Raw genomic sequence first — 23,243 nt, 5'->3', positions numbered from 1 at the left:
CTACAGTGAATCACTACAATATTCCCTTTTTATTCCATCCGTTTAATAAAATCCAACTCGAATGTTGCGAATGGATGCAACGATGTCAGCAGCCGCTAACGTTGTTGTCTGATTGCAACTAATATTGATTTCCAAATTGACGGCGAATCCAGCCTCTCTTGAATAGCTCAAAGGCTTATAAGCGGCAATAGGCATCCATTGTGAGTTCTTATTCACATTAATAATGCGGACTTGGCCTGTTGTAACAGGCGTTGGATGCGCTGTGCTGGATTCGGAAATGTTGATAAACACACTGAGTCCTCCAGGAACCGTTTCGAGCACCTTCGAATCATAGGCAATGAACACCCTGCTCTTGCCTGCCGGACTGTTTGCCCCTGTAAACCCTGCCATAGTGAGTGCTACTCTATTGAAATAAAATTCCCCATTAGCCGCTAAAGTCTTACTTGCAGTTTGGGTAAGGTTAACCTGCGTACCGCCATTGACGGACGAAGCAGCGATAACAAAGTTTGCACTGCTGCCTTGATTAGCACCCGTTCCGATAGTGGCGTTCGTTCCAACAACGACAGATGTCGAAGGAAAGTTGAAATAGTCCATATTATTTACTTTGAAAATAGACGAAATGTCATTAACTGTCGCTGTGAACGGCGTTGTGACATGTTTTGCTTTATTGGAGTAAACAAGTTCGTATGGATAGTAATTAATGTCGAATTTGTTGTAGCAGCATTTATCATCTTGCACAATGCCGTTAAGACCCGGGGTATTATATGGAGGATCAAAACTTGTAAATCGACCATCGATCATTGTCGCATCAATTTTATTAAACGATGAATTGATTAATCTTAATTGTGCATATGATCCGGTTAGACCGACTTTGTTGTTACTGTCCAGTACAGTCGCCATAATGGAAGAACCAACAACGTTCGTAAACAGGATGCCGTCATAAACATTCTGCTGAATTTCACAGCCCGATAAGTTTACGCCCAGGGTATTGCTTGCCTCTAAGCCTGCATATCCCGGCGCGTTTCGGCCATTCATATAGATTTTTGTTCCAACAAAGCGGAAATTGCCTCCATCAATTGAAACACCCGCTTTACCTGAGCTGCCGATATTACAATTGGTCATCAGACTATCCGATAAATTGCGACCATATAACCCATACCCGCCGGAATTATCAATAAAACACGTATCAAAGATATAATCGAGTCCGCGACCTGTTAAATGAAATGTATTACCACCTATATTATAAGTAACAAGATCGTTAAAATGATACCTTTCATACCAGTCGGTACGAGCTCCGTCAAAGTCCGCAAAACCGTGAATATTCATCCCTAAACCATGAATATAAAATTTCTCGAAGGTGACATAGTCGCCTTTAATGGAAAACAAAGAACCTGTAGCACCTGTATAAGGTTGGATGACGGAATTGAATCCTTCACCGCGAACGGTAGCTCCTCTGTTCACATAGACTGTCTTTATCTTATACACGCCTGTTGGAATATAAGCGAAATTATTAGCATCCAAACAAGCTTGAAACGCAGCTGTATCATCGGTTGCGCCATCACCTTTGGCACCATAGTTGAGTACATTCCCGCGCATGCCACCGTCTGCTGAAGTATTGGACCAAGCTGCTTTCTCCGCATCGGTTACAAATCGGTGCGTGGTGTCTTCTGTTATCATCGTCGCTGGATGTGTGGCTGGATGCGTATAGTTATTTGCTCCGACCGCAACACCGTCTAATTTTGATTTATCCGATGCGGGCATTAGCCCTTTTGCATTTGGCGTAACGGTTGGAATGGTTGCATTGATCGTGACATTGGTAGAACCGTCAAAAGTAGTCGAACCTGTTACATCTCCGTTAATGGCGATCGTCCGTGCTGCTTGCAGCTTCTCAGCTTGATCGACGACGCCGTCATTGTCCGTATCATAAACGGAACGCATCATATCCCCTTTTACGGTATTCCAAGCTGCTTTCTCCGTATCCGTAACGAAGCGATGATCCGTATCTTCGGTAATCATGGTTGCAGGATGAGTGGCAGGATGGGTGTAGTTGTTCGCCCCGGTTGCTACTCCATCCAGCTTTGATTTATCTGCTGCACTTAAAAGTCCCTTAACGTTCGGTGTTGCAGTAGGTATAGCTGCGTTAATCGTAACATTGGCGGAACCGTCGAAGGTCGTCGTACCGGTTACATCCCCGTTGATTGCGATCGTTCTTGCCGTTTGCAGCTTCTCTGCTTGATCGACGACGCCGTCATTATCCGTATCATAAACAGAGCGCATCATATCCCCTTTTACGGTATTCCAGGCTGCTTTCTCCGTATCCGAAACGAAGCGATGTCCCGTATCTTCGGTAATCATGGTTGCAGGGTGAGTTGCAGGATGCGTGTAATTATTTGCCCCGGCAGCTACTCCATCGAGCTTTGTTTTATCTTCGGCACTGAATAGACCCTTCGCACTTGGTGTCGCAATTGGGATGGTCGATTGAATGGAGGTGTTCGCAGATCCGTCAAAAGCTGCGCTTCCTGTCACATCACCTGTTAATGCAATGGTTCTGGCTACCTGCAGCTTAGCCGCTAGGTCAACAATACCGTCCTTATTCACATCATAGACCGATTTCAGCATGTCTCCGTCCTCACTTGGCGGAGCAACGTTATTTGAAAGTCGTAAATAAGCGGCATTCTCAGGTGTTCCCGGCGTTCCAGCTGCTACATAGACATCTGAGAATTGTTCCATTGCTACCATTAACAAATCTACGTCCTTATTCGCTGCTAGAAGCGTTTGCAGATAGGTTGGCATGATACCGTCCATAAAAACATCAAACTGCTGCAATCCTTCATCCGGAAGTGTAGGGCCCGCATAGATCTGAGTTACTCCCATTTTATCTACCTCCTCTATTAGATTTGAATAAAACTATCAACGTATCATATGCGAGAACGAGAGCATCTGTACTGAGCGATTGACGGGCTTGTGTTCAACTTGTACAGCGGCATTGTACACGTTGCCCATACGCAAAAAAAGACCGATAACGGGATATCCCGTTATCGGTCTCTTCATATAAAACTTAGTTACCGCCTACTCGAGCAAGCTCTTTCATGTTGGCTTCAAATGCCGCAAGAAGGGCTTCGTCGCCGGCTAGGCCGGTTTGTTCCATCTTCTCGATTTGTTCCAGCATCCGCTTGTAATCTTTCGGAATGATTTTGATGAATTTCGTCTTGGATTTCTCCCAATCGGAGAGTAGACGATCGCCGATCGCGCTGCCCGTGTATTCCACATGGCGTTTGATCATACCTTCCAGCTCTTCGGAATCGCGTGGATCCTCTACGCGCTCCAGAAGAACCATTTCGATGTTGCAGTGTTTGTAGAAATCGCCTGCTTCATCGAGGACGTAAGCGACACCGCCGGACATACCGGCTGCGAAGTTACGGCCTGTGCCTCCGAGAATTACGACGCGGCCGCCTGTCATATACTCACAGCCGTGGTCGCCAACACCTTCAACGACTACCTTCACGCCGGAGTTACGAACTGCGAAACGCTCACCCGCGATACCGCGGATGTAAGCTTCACCGTTTGTCGCGCCGTAGAAAGCCGTGTTGCCGATAATGACATTCTCTTCTGCCTTGAATGTTGCTTTCTTGGATGGAGCTACAATCACTTTACCGCCGGAAAGTCCTTTACCGACATAGTCATTGGAGTCGCCTTCCAAGGAAAGCGTGATGCCTTTCGGTACGAATGCGCCGAAGCTTTGACCGGCGGAGCCGACAAAGTGGAACGAAATCGTATCATCAGGCAATCCTTTCGCGCCGTACTTGCGAGTCACTTCACTACCTACAATCGTACCAACTACGCGGTTGATGTTCGTGATCGGCAATGTTGCGCGAACTTGCTCACCGGTTTCGATCGCAGGCAATGCGAGCGGCAGCAATTGCTGCATATCCAGCGATTCGTGCAGTTTATGATCCTGCTCCTGCGTACAGTAGCGTGCCGCATCCTGCGGAACTTCCATCTGGTGCAGAAGCGGTCTAAGGTCGATGCCTTTGAGCTTGTAGTGCTCAATAAGATCCTTCGTTTGCAAACGATCTACACGGCCGACCATTTCTTGAATCGTACGGAAGCCAAGCTCTGCCATAATTTCGCGCAGTTCTTGCGCAACGAACAGCATGTAGTTCGCTACGTGGCTCGGATCGCCCATGAACTTCGCACGAAGCTCAGGGTTTTGCGTAGCAACACCAACCGGACAAGTATCCAATTGGCAGACACGCATCATGATGCAGCCAAGTACGACAAGCGGTGCAGTCGAGAAGCCGTATTCTTCGGCGCCAAGAAGAGCTGCAATGGCAAGGTCGCGGCCGTTCATGATTTTGCCGTCTGTCTCAACGACTACGCGGTCACGCAGGTTGTTGATCATCAGCGTTTGGTGCGTTTCAGCAAGTCCAAGCTCCCACGGCATACCGGCATGACGGATCGATGCCAGCGGCGAAGCGCCTGTTCCGCCATCGTAGCCGCTGACGAGGATAACATCTGCGCGGCCTTTGGCAACGCCGGCAGCAATTGTTCCTACGCCTGCTTCGGATACGAGCTTCACGTTAATGCGTGCACGAGGGTTGGCGTTCTTCAAATCATGGATAAGCTCAGCCAAGTCCTCAATGGAATAGATATCGTGATGCGGAGGCGGGGAGATGAGTCCTACGCCAGGAGTGGAACCACGAACTTCTGCAACCCAAGGATAAACCTTACGTCCAGGAAGCTGGCCGCCTTCACCCGGCTTCGCGCCTTGCGCCATTTTAATTTGAATTTCGTCGGCATTAATCAAGTAGTTGCTCGTTACGCCGAAACGGCCGGAAGCCACTTGCTTGATCGCACTGCGGCGGGAATCGCCGTTAGCATCCGGAATATAACGCGCCGGATCTTCGCCGCCCTCGCCAGTATTGGATCGGCCGCCGATGCGGTTCATCGCAATAGCGAGTGCTTCATGCGCTTCTTTACTGATTGAACCATAGGACATCGCACCGGTCTTGAAGCGTTTCACGATGGATTCAACGGATTCGACTTCGTCAATCGAAACCGGAGCTGCATCGTAGTTGAAATCAAGCAACGAACGCAGTGTCAGATGTTTCTTGTCTTCGCCTTGAACAAGCGCGGAGAATTTCTTGTAGAGCTTATAGTCATTCGAACGGGAAGCCATCTGCAGCGTATGAATCGTCTGCGGGCTGAACAAGTGGTCTTCGCCGTCTTTACGCCATTGATATTCGCCGCCGGAGTCAAGCTCCTTCACGCGGCCTTCTTGCTCTGCGAAAGCACGGTTATGATGCTTCAGCGTCTCTTCTGCGATTACGTCGAGACCAATACCGCCAATACGTGTAGTCGTCCAAGTGAAGTACTCATCAACGAGCTCTTCCTTCAAGCCGACTGCTTCAAAAATTTGTGCGCCACGGTACGATTGGATCGTGGAGATACCCATTTTGGATAGAATCTTTACGACGCCTTTCGTAGCCGCTTTAATGAAGTTCTTAACGGCTTTCTCATGCGTTACGCCTCTGAGCAGACCTTGACGAATCATATCGTCGAGCGTTTCGAAAGCAAGGTAAGGATTCACGGCGCTTACGCCATAACCGAGCAGCAATGCAAAGTGGTGCACTTCGCGCGGCTCGCCGGATTCCAGCAAAATGCTGACACGTGTACGCGTACCTTCGCGAATCAAATGGTGATGCAGAGAAGATACAGCGAGCAGCGACGGAATCGCCGCATTCTCGCGGTCTACGCCGCGGTCAGACAGAATAAGAATATTATGGCCTTTGCCAATTACGCGGTCAGCCGCTTCGCACATTTGCTTAATCGCAAAACGCAAGCCAGCTTCGCCTTCTGCCGCATTAAACAGCGTAGGCAGCGTAATGGATTTGAACCCAGGACGGCGCACATGGCGCAGTTTCGCGAACTCTTCGTTCGATAATACAGGAGAAGCTAATTTAATATGACGGCAGCTTTCAGGCTCGGCAAGGAGCAGATTTCGCTCAGGACCCAGCGTTGTGCCTGTAGCTGTAATAATTTCTTCGCGAATCGCGTCGATTGGCGGATTCGTAACTTGTGCGAACATTTGTTTAAAGTAGTTGAACAAACGCTGCGGACGCTCAGACAGAATCGCAAGCGGCGCATCATAACCCATGGAAGCGATTGGCTCTACGCCGCTGCCTGCCATTGGCTCAAGTACTTTACGCAGATCTTCGAACGTATAGCCGAATGCTTGTTGACGATTCTCAACGGTTTCATGATCCGGTTCCGGAAGCTCAGGAGCATCAGGAAGCTCGTCAAGACCGATAAGATGCTCATCAAGCCACTCGCGGTAAGGGTTCTCCGCTGCGATTTGAGCTTTAACCTCTTCATCCGATACGATGCGGCCTTCTTTGGTATCGACAAGCAGCATACGACCTGGGCGAAGACGGTCTTTATAAAGGATGTTCTCAGGATCGATTGGAACGGTACCAGCTTCAGAGCCGAGAATGATAACGTCATCCTTCGTTACATAATAACGGGCAGGACGAAGACCGTTACGGTCAAGAATGGCTCCGATTTGCGTGCCATCCGTAAATGCCATCGCTGCTGGTCCGTCCCACGGCTCCATCAAACAGCTGTGGTATTCGTAGAAGGCTTTCTTCTCGTCACTCATGCCTTCGTGGTTGGACCAAGGCTCCGGAACCATCATCATCGCCGCATGCGGCAAAGAGCGACCGGATAGGTAAAGGAATTCAAGCGTGTTGTCGAACATCGCCGTATCCGATCCGTCCGGATTGATAATCGGTTTGATTTTGTCCAGATCGTCGCCGAATAGCTCCGAAGCAACCATCGTTTGACGAGCATGCATCCAGTTCACGTTACCGCGAAGCGTGTTGATCTCGCCGTTATGAATAAGATAACGGTATGGATGCGCGCGCTCCCAGCTCGGGAACGTGTTCGTGGAGAAACGGGAGTGAACAAGCGCGATAGCTGTTTCCATCGCTTCGTCGTTAAGCTCAACATAGAACGAGCGAACCTGCTCTGTCGTGAGCATCCCTTTGTACACGATTTTCTTGCTGGACATGCTGGAGAAATAGAAGCTGTCTGCGCCTTCTGCGCCGGAATAGCGAATCGCGATTTCCGCGCGCTTGCGAATGACATAAATCTTGCGTTCGAAAGCAAGCTCATCTTGAAGCTCAGCGCTGCGGCCAATGAACACTTGACGAACATACGGTTTAACCGATTTCGCCGAGTGGCCCAACTTCTCATCATTCGTAGGAACGGTACGCCAGCCAAGCAGCGTCTGGCCTTCCTCACGAATGATCGCTTCGAGCTCACGCTCATGCTTCACGCGAATGTTCTCGTCTTGTGACAGGAACAGCATACCTACGGCATATTCGCCGCTTGCAGGCAGTTCGACACCGAGCTCTCTGAGTTCACGAGAGAAGAAGCCATGCGGGATTTGCAATAAAATCCCTGCTCCGTCTCCTGTGTTAGGCTCGCTGCCCTGACCGCCGCGATGCTCCATGTTCTCGAGCACCGTCAGCGCCTGCTGAATAATTGTGTGTGATTTAATTCCCTTGATGTTAGCCACAAAGCCCATTCCGCAGGCGTCTTTCTCAAATTGCGGATCGTATAGACCTTGCTTCGGCGGCAATCCTAAACGGTTCTCTTTCACTTGGATGCAACCTTTCTATGAGAAATTTTTAAATAAACGGATGGAATGGATTCTTATTCATGGAATCCGGCTTCATTTCGAAAGCGAAATCGCATAAAATGAAGGTGTACACGCAGGTTAATGAAAAGGTTGCGTTCCAATAATACATCCCTTGAAAAAAGTTATTATATTATTTTAACACCAGTGCATTACGATATCAATTTAATATTTTTATGATTGTGATAAGTGTTCTTTACCACGACACAGCAGCAATTCAAAAAAATAACTGAAAATTGATACCACCAAATAAAACGCATAATTATGCAAAAGGATGTGGTGAATATGTATAGCAAATTCAGGAAATTGCCCAAGTGGACAATCACTTTCACGGCGGCCGCTTTGTTAGTAGGTACAGTTGGAAGCAGCGGAGCTTGGGCTTCTGCGGCAGCTTCATTTTCAACGCCTATTATGGCTGTTTCAGCAATCACCGCTCCGAAGGCTGAGGTTAACCAACCGCTTCGTATTGTTGGCGTTGGCGATTCATTGACGCTTGGTTATGAGCTGGGCATGTCGGAGAGCTCGGTTCCTTACGGCTATGTCGATCGACTGTACGAGCAGGCGCTGTATCACGGACGTGCTGAGCTGGTGAATTACGGGATTCTAGGTTTGAAATCGCCCGGATTGCAAAAACTACTGGAAGCGGCGGCGGCGGGAACACGTATAACGGCAGATCAGTTGCAACCGAATTTATCTACTTATCCACTGGCTGAAGCAACTGTCGCGAAGAGCGCACAGCTTGGCGAAGATCTGAAGAAAGCGAATTTGATCGTGCTCACGATTGGCGGGAATGATTTCACGCCGATCTTCAATGACATTTTAAATGATGAAGAAATCAGTGCGTCGGCGCTGCAAACTCGGTTAGATGCCTTATTGGCTAGTTATTATCCTTCATTAGAAGCATCGCTGCGCACGATTCTCAAGTTAAACCCAAAAGCTACGGTTGTGTTTGCCGACCAGTACCTGCCTGCGCCGAAGCCTTCCACGATTAATCAAACCATCACACAAGAACAGTATGCGGTATTAACCGATGGCGTGGCTAAGTTGAAAACACAAACCGAAGCGATTGCCGCTAAGCTAACGAAAGAAGGCTTCGATGTGCGAACCGTCGATGTATCGACGCCATTCCGCGGTAAAGAGCTCAGCTACACCTCTATCCTTAGAGGAGATATTCATCCGAAGCAATCCGGTTACGACGTGATGGGAAGAGTGTTTGCCCAAGGAATCTGGGGCGACTATCGCGACCCGGAAGCTCTGGATGCGGGAACGCCGCTGCGTGTTGTCGTAAACGGGAAAGCATTGAAGAGCGATAATAAACCGGTTTTGAAAAATAACACGACGTTCCTCCCCATGCGCGACGTCACGAAAGCGTTGAACGCCACTCTCGTCTGGGATGGCCCGTCGCGCACGGCTACCATTAAGTCCGGGGACAAGGTCGTTGCCTTCACCATTGGAGCAGACACGATGAAAGTAAACGGTCAAACCGTTCCGCTTGAGACGCCTGCATACCTGCAGCAGTCCGGCGGCAGCTCAGTGACCTACCTGCCGCTCGCGGCATTGTCCAAGGGTCTTGGCTATCAGGTCGTTTATCGCAAACCGATTGCGACTGTGTTTATCCAGTCTTAAGTTGTTAGGAAGAAGGCATGAATTCACTGGGTTAGTGAATTCGTGCTTTTTTTGTTGTTTGCGGAGGTGGGAATGTGGCGCGTGGGACGCTGGGCTACATTAGAGGAAATACATGGAATTGGCTCAACATGTGGACCTGCTGGTGGGCTTCTTTGCGCTAAAACCGGTGGATTTGCTCCATGTGGACTTGCTGGTTGGCTTCTTTGTGCTAGAACCGGTGGATTTGCTCCATGTAGACTTGCTGGTTCGCTTCTTGAGGATAAAACCGGTGGAGTTGCTCCATGTGGACTTCCTGGTACGCTACTTTGTGCTAAAACCGGTGGAATTGCTTCATGTGGACTTGCTGGTGGGCTTCTTGAAGCTAAAACCGGTGGAGTTGCTCCTTGTAGACTTGCTGGTTCGCTTCTTTCGAGTAAATTCTTGGGACACGCTCGATGTGGATCGAATGGTGATTTTTTTGCAAACCTTGTGGAGTACCCAGTAACGCTTTTTTGCTACTTTAGCTCTGGGAGCTACACTTGCACTAAAACTTATGTTGGTTGAACAAAGAGTAGCTCTGGGAGCTACTTTTGCACCAAAACTAATGTTAGTTGAACAAAGAGTAGCTCTGGGAGCTACTCTTTCGTTAATTTCGCGGCGGTTTAGCCAATCTGTAGCTCTGGGAGCTACACTTGCACTAAAACTAATGTTAGTTGAACAAAGAGTAGCTCCGGGAGCTACTCTTTCGTTCATTTCGCGGTGTTTTAGCCAATGTGTGGCTTTGGGAGCTACGCTGTTGTTGTGAGTTCTGTTGTTGTAGTGCGTTTTGTTTTGCGATGCAGCATGAGGAAGACGAGTAGGGATAGTACTGCAAACACGACTGCAAAGCTTGCTGTGTGCAGTGCTTTGCTGCCGACAGTCAGCAGTTCGTTTCCTGTCACGATTTCGCGGAAGGCGCTAATTGTGTATGTCATCGGCAGCCATGCACTGATATGCTGCAGCCATGATGGGACGAGCTCAGATGGATACGTGCCGGCACTGCCAGTGAGTTGCAGAATGAGCAGCATGACAGCGACGAAACGTCCCGGTTGATCAAGCAATGTAACCAGGAACTGTACGATCATCATGAAAGTGACACTTGCCAGCATCGACATGCCTATGAAAGCACCTAAATGGTTCACTTTGAGACCGATTCCGTAGAGCAGAATCGCATCTGCAATTAATGCTTGCACGATACCAACTACGATGAAGAGCAATACTTTGCTGACGAACCAGCTCCAGCCGGAGCGAGGCTTCAGTCCGGTTTCGCGCATCGGGAGGACCATTGTGGAAAGCAGTGCTCCTACAAACAGACCAAGTGACAGGAAGTACGGCGTGAAGCCCGTACCGTAGTTCGGCACGTCGGTCAGCTTGTGCTCATCGACATGGACAGGATTCGCGAACATGTCGTACAGGGCATCGGTTCCGGTGATGCCCCCGGTTTGCTTCGCGGCATCGCCGAGCTTGCCTGACAGCTCGGCCGTGCCGCCTGCGAGCTGCTCCGCGCCGCTCGCAAGTGCGGCGGAGCCGCTAGCCAGCTTGCCGGAGCCCCCGGCAAGCTCGGCCGCGCCGCGGCCTGCCGCGGCGGCGCCGTCCGCCAGCTTCGCGGCACCGGCCGCGGCGCTCTCGGCGCCGGCGGCTAGCTTGGCGCCGCCTTGCTGCGCGGCTGCGAGCTGCGCGTGCAGCGCCGCTAGCCCTTGCTGCAGCTGCAGCTGGCCCTGCTGCAGCTGCGCGCCGCCGGCGGCCAGCTTCGCGCTGCCGCCAGAGAGCTCGGCTGCGCCCGCGGATACCGCGCGGGCTGCGAAGAGGAGCTCCTGCAGCGCGGGAGCCTGCGCTGCATCCGGCGAAGCTGCGGCGGCGTACGCCTCAAGCGCCGCCGACAGCTTCTCGGCTGCGCCGGCGAGCTGCGCCCCGCCTTGCTCCGCCGAGGCAAGCCCCTCGGCCAGCTGCGCACCGGCCTCGGCGGCTTGCTTAGCTCCGCCGCCGAGCTGCGCGCCGGCAGCCTCGAGCTTGCCGAGCCCGGCTGCGAGCGCCGCCGAGCCGTCACGAACCGTGGCCGTGCCGGCCGCCAATTGTCCGGCGCCGCTGCCAAGCGCCTTAACGCCTCCGGCGAGCTGCTCCGTGCCGGAAGCGAGCTTCGATACATTATCGCGCAGCAGCTTGGTACCTTTCTCCGCATCCAAAGCGCCATCGCTCAGCTTTCCCGCACCTTCGCTCGCTTGTACAATACCATCGGACGCATCGCCAATGCTGGAGAAAACCGCCTCCGCATAGGCTTTTGTCACCTGCTGCGAAATTTCGGTTTGCAGCTTCTCAATGGCAGCTTGCCCGATCTTGGCCGCTAAGTAATTGCCGCTATCGTTGGACACGTACCGGATAGCCGCAGGCTGCGGCTTCTCATCCAGCAGCGTGGTCGCTTGCTTGGAGAAGGACTCCGGAATTTCAATGACATAATAGTAATCCCCATCCTGAACGCCTTTCTCCGCTTCAGCGCGGCTCACAAAAGCCCAATCAAATTCCGGATTCGCCTTCAATTCGTCCACCAAATCCTGTCCGACAGCCAGCGGTTTCCCTTCGAATTGTGCGCCGGCATCCTCATTCACGACCGCCACCGGAAGCTCACTCAGCTTCCCATACGGGTCCCAAAAAGACCCAATCAACATGCCGCTGTACATAATCGGGATGAACAACACCCCAACAATCGGAATCAGGAGCTTCGGATTTCGAACAATCCGGCTAAACTCCTTGCCAAACAATGATAAACCTCGCATAGTGCTTTCCCCTCCATAACAGAAATGAATAAATGACTGATTTGGTTTTTCGGTCAATTTACTTCAAAAAAAATGACTAGTCCACCTTCCCCAACTAGCCGATGCACTCCGAACTTCTGTCTGAGCGCACGTTCTCACCGAACTTCTGCATGCACGCCACGTTGTCTCCGAACTCTGCCTGCACGCACGTTCTCAACGAACTTCTACCTGCACGCAAGTACTCTCCGAACTACTGCCTGCACACACGTCCCTCTCCGAACCTCAGACTGCACGCGCGTCCCTCTCCGAACTTTTGCCTACACGCAAGTACTCTCCGCACTTCTGCCTGCACACACGTTCTCTCCGAACTTCTGCCTCGCACGCAAGTCCTCTCCGCACTTCAACCTACACATTGCAGCCGACCAACTCCGTCACTCAGCTAGACACACTTACCTTACTTCACGCCAACACCTTCACGCAGCAAACTCGTAAAATAAGCCGCAAGCTCTTCACGCGACAACTGGTGACTTCGGTTCCACTCGACGCCGATTGCAACATACAGCTTCAAGATTACAAAAGCAGTAAGCGCCGGATCAACTCCGCGCAGCTCTTTCTTCTCAATTGCAAGCTCAATCTCATGCTGGATAAAAGCGTAAATGGCCTGTTCAAGCCTCGCCACGCCATCTTTCGCCATCGGCGTACCCAGATCGCGAATCTCCTGCGACAATTTCACGATAAGCTCATGCTTCTCGCGAAACAACAGCAGCTCGTGCAGTACGGCGGCTAAGTTATCGAAGAAGTTCCGCTTGCGATCAATCGTGCGCTCCGCCAAGCTCCGAAGCTCGGCAGCCAGCTGCCCGATGATTTCATTAAATAAGTCTTCTTTCGTTGCAAAAAACGTATAAATCGTTCCCTTGCCGACTGCAGCGATTTTGGAAACCAGCTCCATCGTCGTCGCCTTATAGCCAAACATGGCAAACGATTTCCCTGCCGCCTCCACAATTTGCATTCTGCGGTCGACCGTTTTCTTCTGATCCATTGCGCTGCAGCCTCCTTCTTCAACATGATATAAGCCATAATAGCACCAACTGACCAAAATTACAATATGGTCATTCGGTCACCAATTACTCATCAATCGCTCCAATCTTCTCCCAAAGGCGCTGCATCCACCTTACTGCCCGCTGCCTCAAGCTCTTCGATCGTAAACAAAGCATGCAGCTTCAGTCCCGCTTCCTCGAGCTTCTTGCGACCATCCGGGTTCCGTTCGATGACACAAATAACATCCTCTACAATAGCGCCGGCTGCGCGCAGTTCCGCAACGCTAAGCAGGATCTGTCCGCCGGTTGTGACGACATCTTCCACGACGCATACGTTCTGGCCGCGCACTTCCGCGCCTTCGGCAAGCTTGCATGTCCCATAATTCTTCGCCTGCTTCCGTACGAAAGCCGCGGGGATATTCGTTTCCAGCGACAGAGCCGTCGCAATAGGGATGCCGCCCATCTCAAGTCCGGCAAGGACATCGATGCCAACCGGAATGCATAAGGCCAGTTCACAGGCAATCGCGCCAAGCAAGCGAGGGTTCGCTTCAAATAAATATTTGTCAAAATACGTCTCCGACACTTGACCGGAACGCAGCGTAAAACTCCCCGACAAATGCGAGCTGTTATATATCCCTTGTGCCAAATCATTTCTATTCATACCGTGTCCCCCTCCGGCTGCCTAAGCTGCTCTCGTCATTCCCTTACTTATACTCTTTCTCCAACTGCCTCAGCTGCTCAAGACCGCGCTCCGCCCAGCGCTTCAGACGGTCGATCGCCTCGATCTCAGCCGCCACTGCTCTTGTAAGCGACTCTTTGTACGATGGGACTTCTCCCCGGTAAAGTCCGCTGATATCTCCATAAGGTACATTCGTTTTCTCGGTGTAGCTAAGCGCTCTGCGTTCATGGAACATCGGCACATCGGGATTGTAGGGATTGTGCAAATCCCCCTGCTCCGGGTGCTTCAATACCGCCAGTACTTTAATCAATGCGCGTGGTCCGCCTGTTTCCATAACTTCCCCTGCATAGTTGCCTGATTTATAGGTAAACGTTACGATAGAGCCTTGTTCCGGAATAAACTTTTGATTTTGCTGCATGTTGTAACCACTCCATTCTTGTCCGTATTCGCTGCTTCCGCGAACCGCCTAATTTTTAGCATAGAATAAGGATGCAATCATACGCAAGTCTTAATTCCAATCTTGTGCTGCAAAGGGAAAACAGCGTAATATGAGATAGAGAGTTCTTAGGGATTCCTGAACCGGTAGAAGAAGCAGGTGATAATGTGCGAAAAAAAAGAGTATTGCTCCTTTCCGAAGGGTTCGGTTCCGGGCATACCCAGGCGGCTTACGCGCTTGCGGTAGGTCTTCGTTCACTTGATTCTACAATTCAGACTCGCGTCATTGAGCTGGGCAATTTTCTTAATCCGGTCATCGGCCCGCTGATTGTATCCGCATATCGCAAAACAGTGACTAAACAACCGAAGCTGCTCGGAAAGCTTTACCGCAGACAATATAAAAAATCACTTAACCGATTCGCTCAGCTGGCGCTGCATCGTATTTTCTACACGCATACTTCGCAGGTGATCGCCCAATTGAAGCCGGATCTGATCGTATGCACGCACCCGGTACCTAATGCAGTCGTTTCGCGGCTGAAGAGGCTTGGGCTGCAAGTTCCACTCTATACGCTCATTACCGATTATGATGCTCATGGCACATGGACAAGCTCCGAGGTGACCAAATATCTGGTGTCCACCAATGAGGTGAAGACCAAGCTGACCGACCGCGGCATCTCACCTGGGCGAATTGAGGTTACCGGCATTCCGGTACATCCGAACTTCTGGCAAACGCATGACAAGTCGGAGCTGCAGGCGCAGTTTGATTTGAAACCATTGCCAACCGTCCTTATTATGGGCGGTGGTTGGGGGATTATGTACAGCGACGATTTGCTCAGCTACATGACCCGTTGGCGCGATAAGATTCAGCTGATCTATTGTGTCGGCAACAACGAGAAAGTACGCGAGCGGATGCTGGCCGATCCGAGCTTCCAGCATTCAAACATCAAGGTGCTTGGGTTTACCAAAGAAATCAACAAGCTGATGGACGTCTCCGACCTGTTGATTACGAAGCCCGGCGGCATGACATGTACGGAAGGGTTAAGCAAAAGCATCCCGATGCTGTTCTACGAACCGATTCCAGGACAAGAAGAAGTGAACTGCGAATACTTCGTCGCGAGCGGTTTTGGCGAGATGCTAATCTCTTCTGAAACGATCGATAAATGGTTCGCCCTTATTCAAGAACCTTATACTTCCGGACAGCACCGGCTTGATCTAATAAACAAACGCAACCAACAATATAATCCGATGGAATGCTCCCGCGCCGTCCTGCAGTTTCTGCAGTGACGGTTTTTTTCTGTTCGGTTTACTGGTGAAGAAGTTAGTTGGGGGCTGGGGCTGGGGCTGGGGTTGGGGTTGGGGTTGAGTTTGAATTTGAGTTTGAGGTTGAGGTCGGGGCGGGTTGGGTTTGAGGTTGAGGTTGAGGTTGATTTGAGTTAGAGGTTGAGGTCGGGGGCGAGGTTGGCATTGGCGTTGGGTTCGGGGTCGGCGAGGTTGGCTGGTTCAGAAATTCTAAATTGTTGCACAAAATGCATCATTTCTGCCACCTAGTATAAGAAATCCACCAAATCCTGCTCAAAATGCAACATTTTCGGTCCGACGGCCTCCTATTATGAACTACAGCACACATATGATGCATTTTGCGCAACATTTTCTGATTTCAAGCATGATTTCCAGTGAAATGCTGCGTTTTCTGCAACATTTCGTGTATCCCGTCACCAGCTTCCCGCTTCTGCTCCAGCTCTCTGACACTAGCCTCCAACCACCAACAACAACAACAAAAAAACCGGAATGGCCCAAGGCCCTTCCGGTTTCGTCAATCTACTATTCTTTAAAGCACGCTTCCGCCAAACAAGAAGCGGTTCTCCCATTGTCCGCCCGAGATGTCGTTGGTACGAACGCCGCCGGATTCTGTGGAATACGTATGTAGGATTTGGCCATTTCCAAGGTAGATGCCTACGTGAGTGATGGTTTCAGTCGCTTTGTTGATGCCTGCATAGTTGGAAGCTTTGGAGCCTTTGTACTCCATGAAGAACATCAGGTCGCCGCGTTTCAGCGAACGCCAATCGGATTTCGTTGCGCCTTTGGCTTTCACATAGTCGCCTTGCTTGCGCGAATCAGCAGGAAGCGTCAGCTTTGCCCCTTCGCGGAATGCCGTGCGTACGAAGTCGGAGCAATCGAATGTAGTCGTCGTATCACGATCGGAGCCGAACTCATATGGCGTTCCCCAATATTTCATGCCGGCTGCGATTGTGTTCTCGATCAATTGCGGTGCGCTCGGAGTCGTGTCTCCGCCGCCTGTGCCTGAACCAGGCTTCGTGCCGCTAGGCAGCGAGAAGCTTGCACCAAGCGATATGTACTGTTCACTAGTGCTAACATAACCTTTAACACCTTTGGAATCCGTTACAGCAAACCATGCGCTGTTTGGCTGACCTGTGACCAGGACCGATTCACCTTTGCTCAGATAGCGTAGACGCGTGCCGTCTGTGGAAGCGGATTTACGGAACGAAACGGATGAAACGATCGATGCGTTATAGATGATTTCAATATATTTATCGGAAGAAGAGACATATGCGATGGTGCCGAGAACGTCTTGTACTTTGTACCAGCTTGCGTTCGTTTGCTCCAAGATGACAACGTTATCGCCAGCCTTCAAGTATTTGTAAACGGTTGAAGAAGTAGACGGTGCGCTGCGGAAACTTACACTGGATTGAATTTCTCCGACGACAGGTGCTGGAGCCGGTGAGGCCCCCATCACTGCTGGCATTACAAGTAGAGCAGATAAAATCAAGACTAGCAGTGATGCGGTAAACTTTTTCATTTTGATCCTCCTTGTGTTGGTCGTGCTGTAGGCTTTTTGCCCTAATGCCAATTGTACGGTTCTACGGAAGATGCATATATCGTCCACATGTCTCATTTGTCATCCCGCTCGCTAGTCGGATAGCCCTATCACACAAACCTAAACACGCAAAAAAGACACCTCCTTATCGGAGATGTCTTCAAGCGGACCCAAGCATTTCCTATGTTTCACCCCAAAGCACTTCAGTCCTATAAGAAAGCCTAAAGCACTAGTTTCTTCTGCGCCTTCTGCAATCATGTAAATAATTCCAATATCGTTCTCCTACGAATGGCCTGTTAATTCCTTTCCAATTCCGGAAAAAATGCATGAAGCTCTGATTCACTTTGGCTTTTCTTGGTCACCAGCATGAGGGTATCATAACGGTTTGGAGAATCGATGACCGACTGATAATCAAGTTTCCCGATGGACGAGAAAATAGCCACATCTCCTGTATGGTAGTACAAATACAAAGATGCCTCGTCCTCATTATACGAACAGAATGCGATTTGTTTGGATTCCACGGGTACGAGCATAGCCAACGCCTCCCAAGTGTAAGATATCGCAAGGACATTACTATATATATCCAAATTGTAACCATAACAGCACTATAGTGAATCGATATCCGTACAAAATATTATTTATCCCAAATACTTAATGGCCAGCAGGGCATCAATAGGCGTATGCTCCAAGCCAAATGCGTGAACAAAAGCCGGATTTCGCTGATCATGCATGCCTTTCATAATGGTGACCTCGTAACCCAGCTCCTCCAGTTCTGCCGGCTCCCAGCCGCTGCGATGCGTTTGGAACTTCTCCCCGTTCAGTCCAAAGTGATCCACATACTGCTGCGGGAAGAAACCTCGCGGCGTATAAACGATGACATGGTGCTTGGCAATCGCCTCCGCCTTCTGCAGGAGCAAATGCGCATCATGCTTGGTGAAATGCTCGATAGAATCGATGAACGCTACCGCTGAGAACGACTTTGGCACAAACAACTTATTCATTTCCCTGGCATCCGCATTTAAGGGAATAATATGACTGGCATTCGTTGCCCGGTTAATCAGATAAGGCCGATGAATCTCAAGCGCGACAATATGTGCATAGGGAAAAGTGTCCAGCAGGACACAGGGACCACTCCCGATATCGAGCAAACTCTCCCTATTCGTAAGCTTCTGATGAAGCATTGCATTGAAATCTCGGTCCGTTGTTTCGTATGCCACTTCTGCTACCTCCTTCGCCTGACAGCTCTTCTGTTAGTTTATGAGCATGTCCTTGTAACGTAACGGCACATGTACAACAATAAAAAAAGCAGTCCCCGTACACCAATAGGCGCATAGGGACTGCTTTGTAATAATATTAAGGTGCTAATATCCGGAACCGGAGGCGGATAAGCCCGAGCCGCAAGAAACGCAGAATTTAGCATTCAGCTCGTTCTCGGTTTTGCAGGTGTTGCAGATGACAACGATTTCGCCGACAGTCGTTTCATTCTTCAGTTCATCGCCAAGTGCAGATCCGCAATCCGGGCAGAACTTCGTATCCAGCGCAACGACTTTGCCGCAGCTGCACGTTTTCTCGAAACGAATCATCTTGATTCGCTCCTCTAGCTGGCCGACTTCTACATGCAGCTCATCTACCTGCAAGCAGCAGCTTGACACTTCATGCTCGGCAGAAGCCATGTCATGCGCTTGATGCGCACGGTAAACCGCTGCTCCGATGGTAGCATACACTTTCTCGATTTCTCTTTCTTTACCGGAAATCTGGGCTTTCAGCTTCGTGATTTCAACGGTTTGTTGTGCTTTTTTCGCCGCTTCCGATGCACCTTGTTTGACTTTATCGAAAAAGGACATTTACGATCGACTCCTTCAACTATTTATCTATTATTGTCATTTTAACATAAACCGCCCTGACAGGTCATGCACATCCAAAGTCCTAATATACGACAGAACCCTACAATAGGCTATTGCTATAGTTTATGTGCCAGACAAGTGCGCAAGAACAAATTAAAGCATTACATAGCAAAAAAGGACTGCCGAGAAGCATCTCGGTCAGTCCTTTCGTCAACCATGCGCGATTGAATAGATATAGACTATTCGGCTGGATACATACGCTCGCGAATCGCTTTCACTTCAGCGCTCTCGAGGTACTCATCGTAGGACATCATACGGTCAATTACACCGTTAGGCGTAATTTCGATAATCCGGTTCGCAATCGTTTGGACGAACTGATGGTCATGCGATGTGAAGATCAGCGTGCCGTCGAAGTCGATCAAGCCGTTGTTAAGCGCCGTAATGGATTCGAGATCCAAATGGTTCGTCGGTTCATCCATAAGAAGAACGTTCGAGCTGGACAGCATCATTTTGGACAGCATGCAGCGAACTTTCTCGCCCCCGGACAGTACGCTTGCTTTCTTAAGCGCCTCGTCTCCGGAGAAGAGCATCCGGCCAAGGAAGCCGCGGATGAAGCTCTCGTCCTGATCCTTGGAATATTGGCGAAGCCAGTCGACCAGGTTCATCTCTACGCCGTCGAAATATTCGGAGTTGTCTTTAGGGAAGTACGCTTGCGTCGTTGTAATCCCCCATTGGTACGACCCTGCATCCGGTTCGATCTCACCCGTAAGCAATTGGAACAAGATGGTCTTCGGCAGCGTGTTCGGTCCAACAAGTGCGATTTTGTCGCCTTTGTTGATTGCGATCGTCAGGTTGTCGATCAGATTCACGCCGTCAACAGTCTTCGTTAAACCTTCCGTCAGCAGCAATTGTTTGCCTGCCTCGCGCTCCGGCTTGAAGTTGATGAACGGATATTTACGGCTCGAAGGACGAATGTCATCCAGGGAAATTTTATCAAGAAGCTTCTTACGGGAAGTCGCTTGCTTGGATTTGGATTTGTTCGCGCTGAAACGTTGAATGAACGCTTGCAGCTCCTTGATCTTGTCTTCCTTCTTCTTGTTGTTGTCGCGCATGAGCGTCAGCGCCAATTGGCTGGATTCGTACCAGAAGTCGTAGTTACCGACATACATCTGGATTTTGCCGAAATCGATATCCGCAATATGCGTACACACTTGGTTCAAGAAGTGACGGTCATGGGATACTACGATGACAGTGCCTTCATAGCGGGAGAGGAAATCCTCCAGCCAGCCGATGGATTGCATGTCGAGATGGTTGGTAGGCTCATCGAGCAGCAGGATGTTCGGGGAACCGAACAAGGCTTGTGCCAAGAGCACGCGGACTTTCTCGTTACCGGAAAGCTCAGCCATCTTCTTGTCGTGCAGATCCGGCGTAATGCCAAGACCGTTCAGCATGCCTGCTGCTTCGGACTCCGCTTCCCAGCCATTCATGTCTGCGAATTCCGCTTCCAATTCGCCTGCACGCATGCCGTCTTCATCGGTGAATTCCGCTTTCGCATAGATCGCGTCTTTCTCTTTCATGACTTCATATAGCTTCTTGTGACCCATAATAACCGTTTCGAGCACGAGGAACTCATCGTATTCGTAATGGTTCTGCTTCAGGACCGCATAGCGTTCACCTGGCGTAATATGAACCTCGCCGCTCGTTTGCTCTACTTCGCCGGAAAGAATCTTCAGAAACGTCGATTTGCCTGCGCCGTTTGCACCAATCAAGCCGTAGCAGTTGCCAGGCGTAAATTTAATATTTACATCTTCAAATAGCGCACGCTTACCGAAACGAAGCGTTATGCCGCTTGTACTAATCATTGTAAACAATCCCGTCCTTCACTAAAAGATCTACTCATCACACCATTATAGCATAAAATCGCGAAGGATTGCCTACTTGTTATCATTTAATCGAACGGTTTCCCCATGAGGCAGGATCATAACGCTTCCTCGCGGCAGCGAAAGCCGCTTGCTCTCTGCCTCCAGTCGATCCAATGCTTCGCGCGGTGTGTCATCGGCTAATTTATACGAGCCGTAATGCATCGGAACGAACCGCTTGGCGCGCACATCGAGGAAGGCTTGCAACGCCTCCTCAGGCGTCACATGCTGCTGCCCCATGAACCATTCCGGTTCATAAGCTCCGATCGGCATCAGTGCAACATCGATATCGAAACGATTGCCAATTTCTGCGAATCCGTCGAAATACCCGCTATCCCCTGCAAAATATACCGTAGGCGCCAGTTCGGATTCGATGATGAATCCGCCCCAGTGCGACTTGTTCGTGTCCGTCAAGGTACGGCGCGTCCAGTGCTGTGCCGGTACAAAAGTAAACGTGATGCCGCTGATTGAAGCCGACTGCCACCACGCCAGCTCAATAATGGAGGAGAAGCCTCTGCGACGCAGTTTATTTGCCAGCCCGGCAGGGACGATCAATGTTTTGCTGCCTTTGAGCTGTTCGAGTGATTTCATATGAAGATGATCATAATGAGAATGAGAAATTAAGACGACATCGATTGGCGGTACATCTTGAATTGCCAGACCCGGCGGAGACAGCCGGCGTTGCAACGCAAGCTTCTCGGCCCAAATCGGATCCGTCATAATATTAAGTCCCGAGTGCTGGATTAGAAAAGTAGAGTGACCGATCCACGTCAACGACGGGTCAGCTGAATTGGAATGCAAATAAATCAAGTCCGGATCTGCGGTCGGGACGGTATAGGAATAGTCTTTGTGCTTGATCTTGCCGGCGCGTTCCCTGCGCCATTGTCTGACTTCCTTGAATGTTTTCGGTACGACTTCCCGATTTATATTTTCAAAGCGCATGGTGCTCACGTCTCCCGTCGTGTTGTCTGTTTCAAAGATACCAAGCTTAAATCCATTACGCAAACAGCGTTCAGCAGTTTGAATTCCGATTGTAGTCCCCTTGCCAAATGGTTTACAATATAGTCTAACAATCAACGGGAATGGGGGAAAACCACATGAAATTACTTGGTATTGAACCGACGCCAAGTCCAAATACAATGAAATTGAATGTGAATGAGAAGCTCCCATCCGGGCAGCGCTTTAGCCTTGCCCTTAGTGATGCCGACAGTGCGGTTGAACCGCTGCACAGCTTGCTTCGCATCGACGGCGTGCGCGGCTTGTTCCGCACGACCGATTTTATCGCGCTTGACCGGAAGCCGGGGGCTGACTGGGAGCGGATTCTGGCCGAAGCGCGGCGCATCCTTGTGAGCGGCGATGAGGCCGGCTCGGCCGAAGGCTCTGGTACGGGCACTGGCGCAGTCGTGCCCGGCGCAGAGAGCTTCGGCGAAGCGCACGCGTTCGTGCAGCTGTATCGGGGCATCCCGATGCAGGTGCGCGTACGCACGCCCGGCGGCGAAGCGCGTGCGGCGCTACCCGCGCAGTTCACGGAGGCGGTGACGCGGGCAGCCGCCTCGTCGATGATTCGCGAGCGAATGCTGGAGGAGCTCGGGGTCCGCTACGGCGAGCCCGATGAGATTGCAGCGGAGCTTGTGAGGGAGCTTGAAGCCGCGTATCCGCAGGAGCGGCTCGAGGAACTTATCGCGGCAGCGATCGCGCTCGGCGCCGCGCCTGGCGATGCGCCGGCGGCCCCGGCTGCGCGGCCTGCGCCGCTGACGGCAGAGCAGCTCGCCGAGCGGCTCGCATCGCCGGAGTGGAGCGTGCGCTACGAGGCGCTCTCGCGAACCGCGCCGGAGTCGGCGATGCTCCCGCTGCTCGCCCAAGCCATTTCCGACGACAACGTCTCCATCCGGAGACTGGCCGTCGTCTATCTCGGCGAGCTGCGCCTGCCGGAGGCGATGCCGCTCCTCATCGCGGCACTGCGCGACGCTTCCGCTTCCGTGCGGCGCACCGCCGGCGACACGCTATCGGATCTTGGCGACCCCGCCGCGATCCCAGCCATGATTGAAGCGCTGCGCGACCGCAACAAGCTCGTCCGCTGGCGGGCCGCCCGCTTCCTCTACGAGGTCGGCGACGACTCCGCGGCAGAGGCGCTGCAAGCAGCTGCGGCTGACCCGGAATTCGAGGTCAGCCTGCAGGCGCGCATCGCCCTGGAACGAATCGAGCGCGGCGAAGAAGCTGCCGGATCCGTCTGGCAGCAAATGACAGCGCAAAGAAGCAATAAATCACAACCATAATTACTTAGCCTGCTAGCTTCAGCTTGAGCGTTGGGGTTGGGGTTGGGGTTGGGGTTGGGGTTGGGGTTGGGGTTGGGGTTGGGGTTGGGGTTGGGGTTGGGGGTGGGGTTGGGGGTGGGGTTGG

General features: G+C 51.1%; 16 protein-coding genes. 4 read left to right on the top strand and 12 right to left on the bottom strand.

Going from position 1 to position 23,243, the window contains the following annotated elements; translation table 11 throughout:
* Positions 1-42: 42 nt before the first annotated feature.
* Both BLW29_RS31535 and gltB read right to left on the bottom strand, forming a co-directional pair.
* Entirely contained in the window at positions 43-2,874 is a 2,832-nt protein-coding gene (locus BLW29_RS31535; RefSeq protein ID WP_177186807.1) for a right-handed parallel beta-helix repeat-containing protein, read from the bottom strand.
* Positions 2,875-3,058: 184 nt separating this feature from the next.
* Complete coding sequence (gltB, locus tag BLW29_RS24355) at positions 3,059-7,663, bottom strand: glutamate synthase large subunit (RefSeq protein ID WP_090984521.1); 4,605 nt, start codon at positions 7,661-7,663, stop codon at positions 3,059-3,061.
* A 321-nt stretch (positions 7,664-7,984) separates the two neighbouring features.
* Between gltB and BLW29_RS24350 the strand changes: the two genes are divergently transcribed.
* Positions 7,985-9,325, top strand: a complete 1,341-nt coding sequence (locus tag BLW29_RS24350) for an SGNH/GDSL hydrolase family protein (RefSeq protein WP_177186806.1) — start codon at positions 7,985-7,987, stop codon at positions 9,323-9,325.
* A gap of 112 nt (positions 9,326-9,437) precedes the next feature.
* On the top strand, positions 9,438-9,809 hold the full coding sequence (locus tag BLW29_RS24345) for a hypothetical protein (protein WP_090984517.1): 372 nt from the start codon (positions 9,438-9,440) through the stop codon (positions 9,807-9,809).
* Positions 9,810-10,092: 283 nt separating this feature from the next.
* On the opposite strand, the gene BLW29_RS24340 is transcribed toward BLW29_RS24345, so the two are convergent.
* The 4 genes from BLW29_RS24340 to kapB all read right to left on the bottom strand — a co-directional run bounded on the left by BLW29_RS24340 (position 10,093) and on the right by kapB (position 14,227).
* Positions 10,093-12,114: a YhgE/Pip domain-containing protein gene (locus BLW29_RS24340; RefSeq protein WP_090984515.1), complete on the bottom strand. Its 2,022-nt coding sequence runs from the start codon at positions 12,112-12,114 to the stop codon at positions 10,093-10,095.
* Positions 12,115-12,547: 433 nt separating this feature from the next.
* Positions 12,548-13,132 (bottom strand): TetR/AcrR family transcriptional regulator, encoded by a 585-nt coding sequence (locus BLW29_RS24335; RefSeq protein ID WP_090984513.1) that lies wholly within the window; start codon positions 13,130-13,132, stop codon positions 12,548-12,550.
* Positions 13,133-13,224: 92 nt separating this feature from the next.
* On the bottom strand, positions 13,225-13,791 hold the full coding sequence (gene pyrE / locus BLW29_RS24330) for an orotate phosphoribosyltransferase (RefSeq protein ID WP_090984512.1): 567 nt from the start codon (positions 13,789-13,791) through the stop codon (positions 13,225-13,227).
* 43 nt (positions 13,792-13,834) lie between these two features.
* Positions 13,835-14,227, bottom strand: coding sequence for a sporulation phosphorelay system protein KapB (kapB, locus tag BLW29_RS24325; RefSeq protein ID WP_090984510.1), 393 nt, complete (start codon positions 14,225-14,227; stop codon positions 13,835-13,837).
* A 185-nt stretch (positions 14,228-14,412) separates the two neighbouring features.
* Here kapB and BLW29_RS24320 point away from each other — a divergent pair, with 185 nt between their 5' ends.
* Complete coding sequence (locus tag BLW29_RS24320) at positions 14,413-15,528, top strand: MGDG synthase family glycosyltransferase (protein ID WP_090984508.1); 1,116 nt, start codon at positions 14,413-14,415, stop codon at positions 15,526-15,528.
* Positions 15,529-16,072: 544 nt separating this feature from the next.
* Here BLW29_RS24320 and BLW29_RS24315 read toward each other — a convergent pair.
* The 6 genes from BLW29_RS24315 to BLW29_RS24290 form a co-directional block, all read right to left on the bottom strand.
* Positions 16,073-17,062 (bottom strand): C40 family peptidase, encoded by a 990-nt coding sequence (locus tag BLW29_RS24315; protein WP_090984506.1) that lies wholly within the window; start codon positions 17,060-17,062, stop codon positions 16,073-16,075.
* A 314-nt stretch (positions 17,063-17,376) separates the two neighbouring features.
* On the bottom strand, positions 17,377-17,613 hold the full coding sequence (locus BLW29_RS24310) for a hypothetical protein (protein WP_090984504.1): 237 nt from the start codon (positions 17,611-17,613) through the stop codon (positions 17,377-17,379).
* Positions 17,614-17,718: 105 nt separating this feature from the next.
* Complete coding sequence (locus BLW29_RS24305; protein WP_090984502.1) at positions 17,719-18,297, bottom strand: class I SAM-dependent methyltransferase; 579 nt, start codon at positions 18,295-18,297, stop codon at positions 17,719-17,721.
* Between the two features lie 144 nt (positions 18,298-18,441).
* Positions 18,442-18,924 (bottom strand): zinc ribbon domain-containing protein, encoded by a 483-nt coding sequence (locus BLW29_RS24300; RefSeq protein WP_090984500.1) that lies wholly within the window; start codon positions 18,922-18,924, stop codon positions 18,442-18,444.
* Between the two features lie 239 nt (positions 18,925-19,163).
* Positions 19,164-20,786 (bottom strand): ABC-F family ATP-binding cassette domain-containing protein, encoded by a 1,623-nt coding sequence (locus BLW29_RS24295; RefSeq protein ID WP_090984498.1) that lies wholly within the window; start codon positions 20,784-20,786, stop codon positions 19,164-19,166.
* 72 nt (positions 20,787-20,858) lie between these two features.
* Positions 20,859-21,794: an MBL fold metallo-hydrolase gene (locus tag BLW29_RS24290; RefSeq protein ID WP_090984773.1), complete on the bottom strand. Its 936-nt coding sequence runs from the start codon at positions 21,792-21,794 to the stop codon at positions 20,859-20,861.
* Positions 21,795-21,940: 146 nt separating this feature from the next.
* Here BLW29_RS24290 and BLW29_RS24285 point away from each other — a divergent pair, with 146 nt between their 5' ends.
* On the top strand, positions 21,941-23,119 hold the full coding sequence (locus tag BLW29_RS24285; protein ID WP_090984496.1) for a conserved virulence factor C family protein: 1,179 nt from the start codon (positions 21,941-21,943) through the stop codon (positions 23,117-23,119).
* Positions 23,120-23,243 lie beyond the last annotated feature (124 nt).

It is taken from the genome of Paenibacillus sp. CF384 (assembly GCF_900106745.1).
GTDB lineage: Bacteria > Bacillota > Bacilli > Paenibacillales > Paenibacillaceae > Paenibacillus_Z.
Note: the sequence above shows the minus strand (reverse complement) of the source record. Positions and strands in the feature narration are given on the sequence as shown.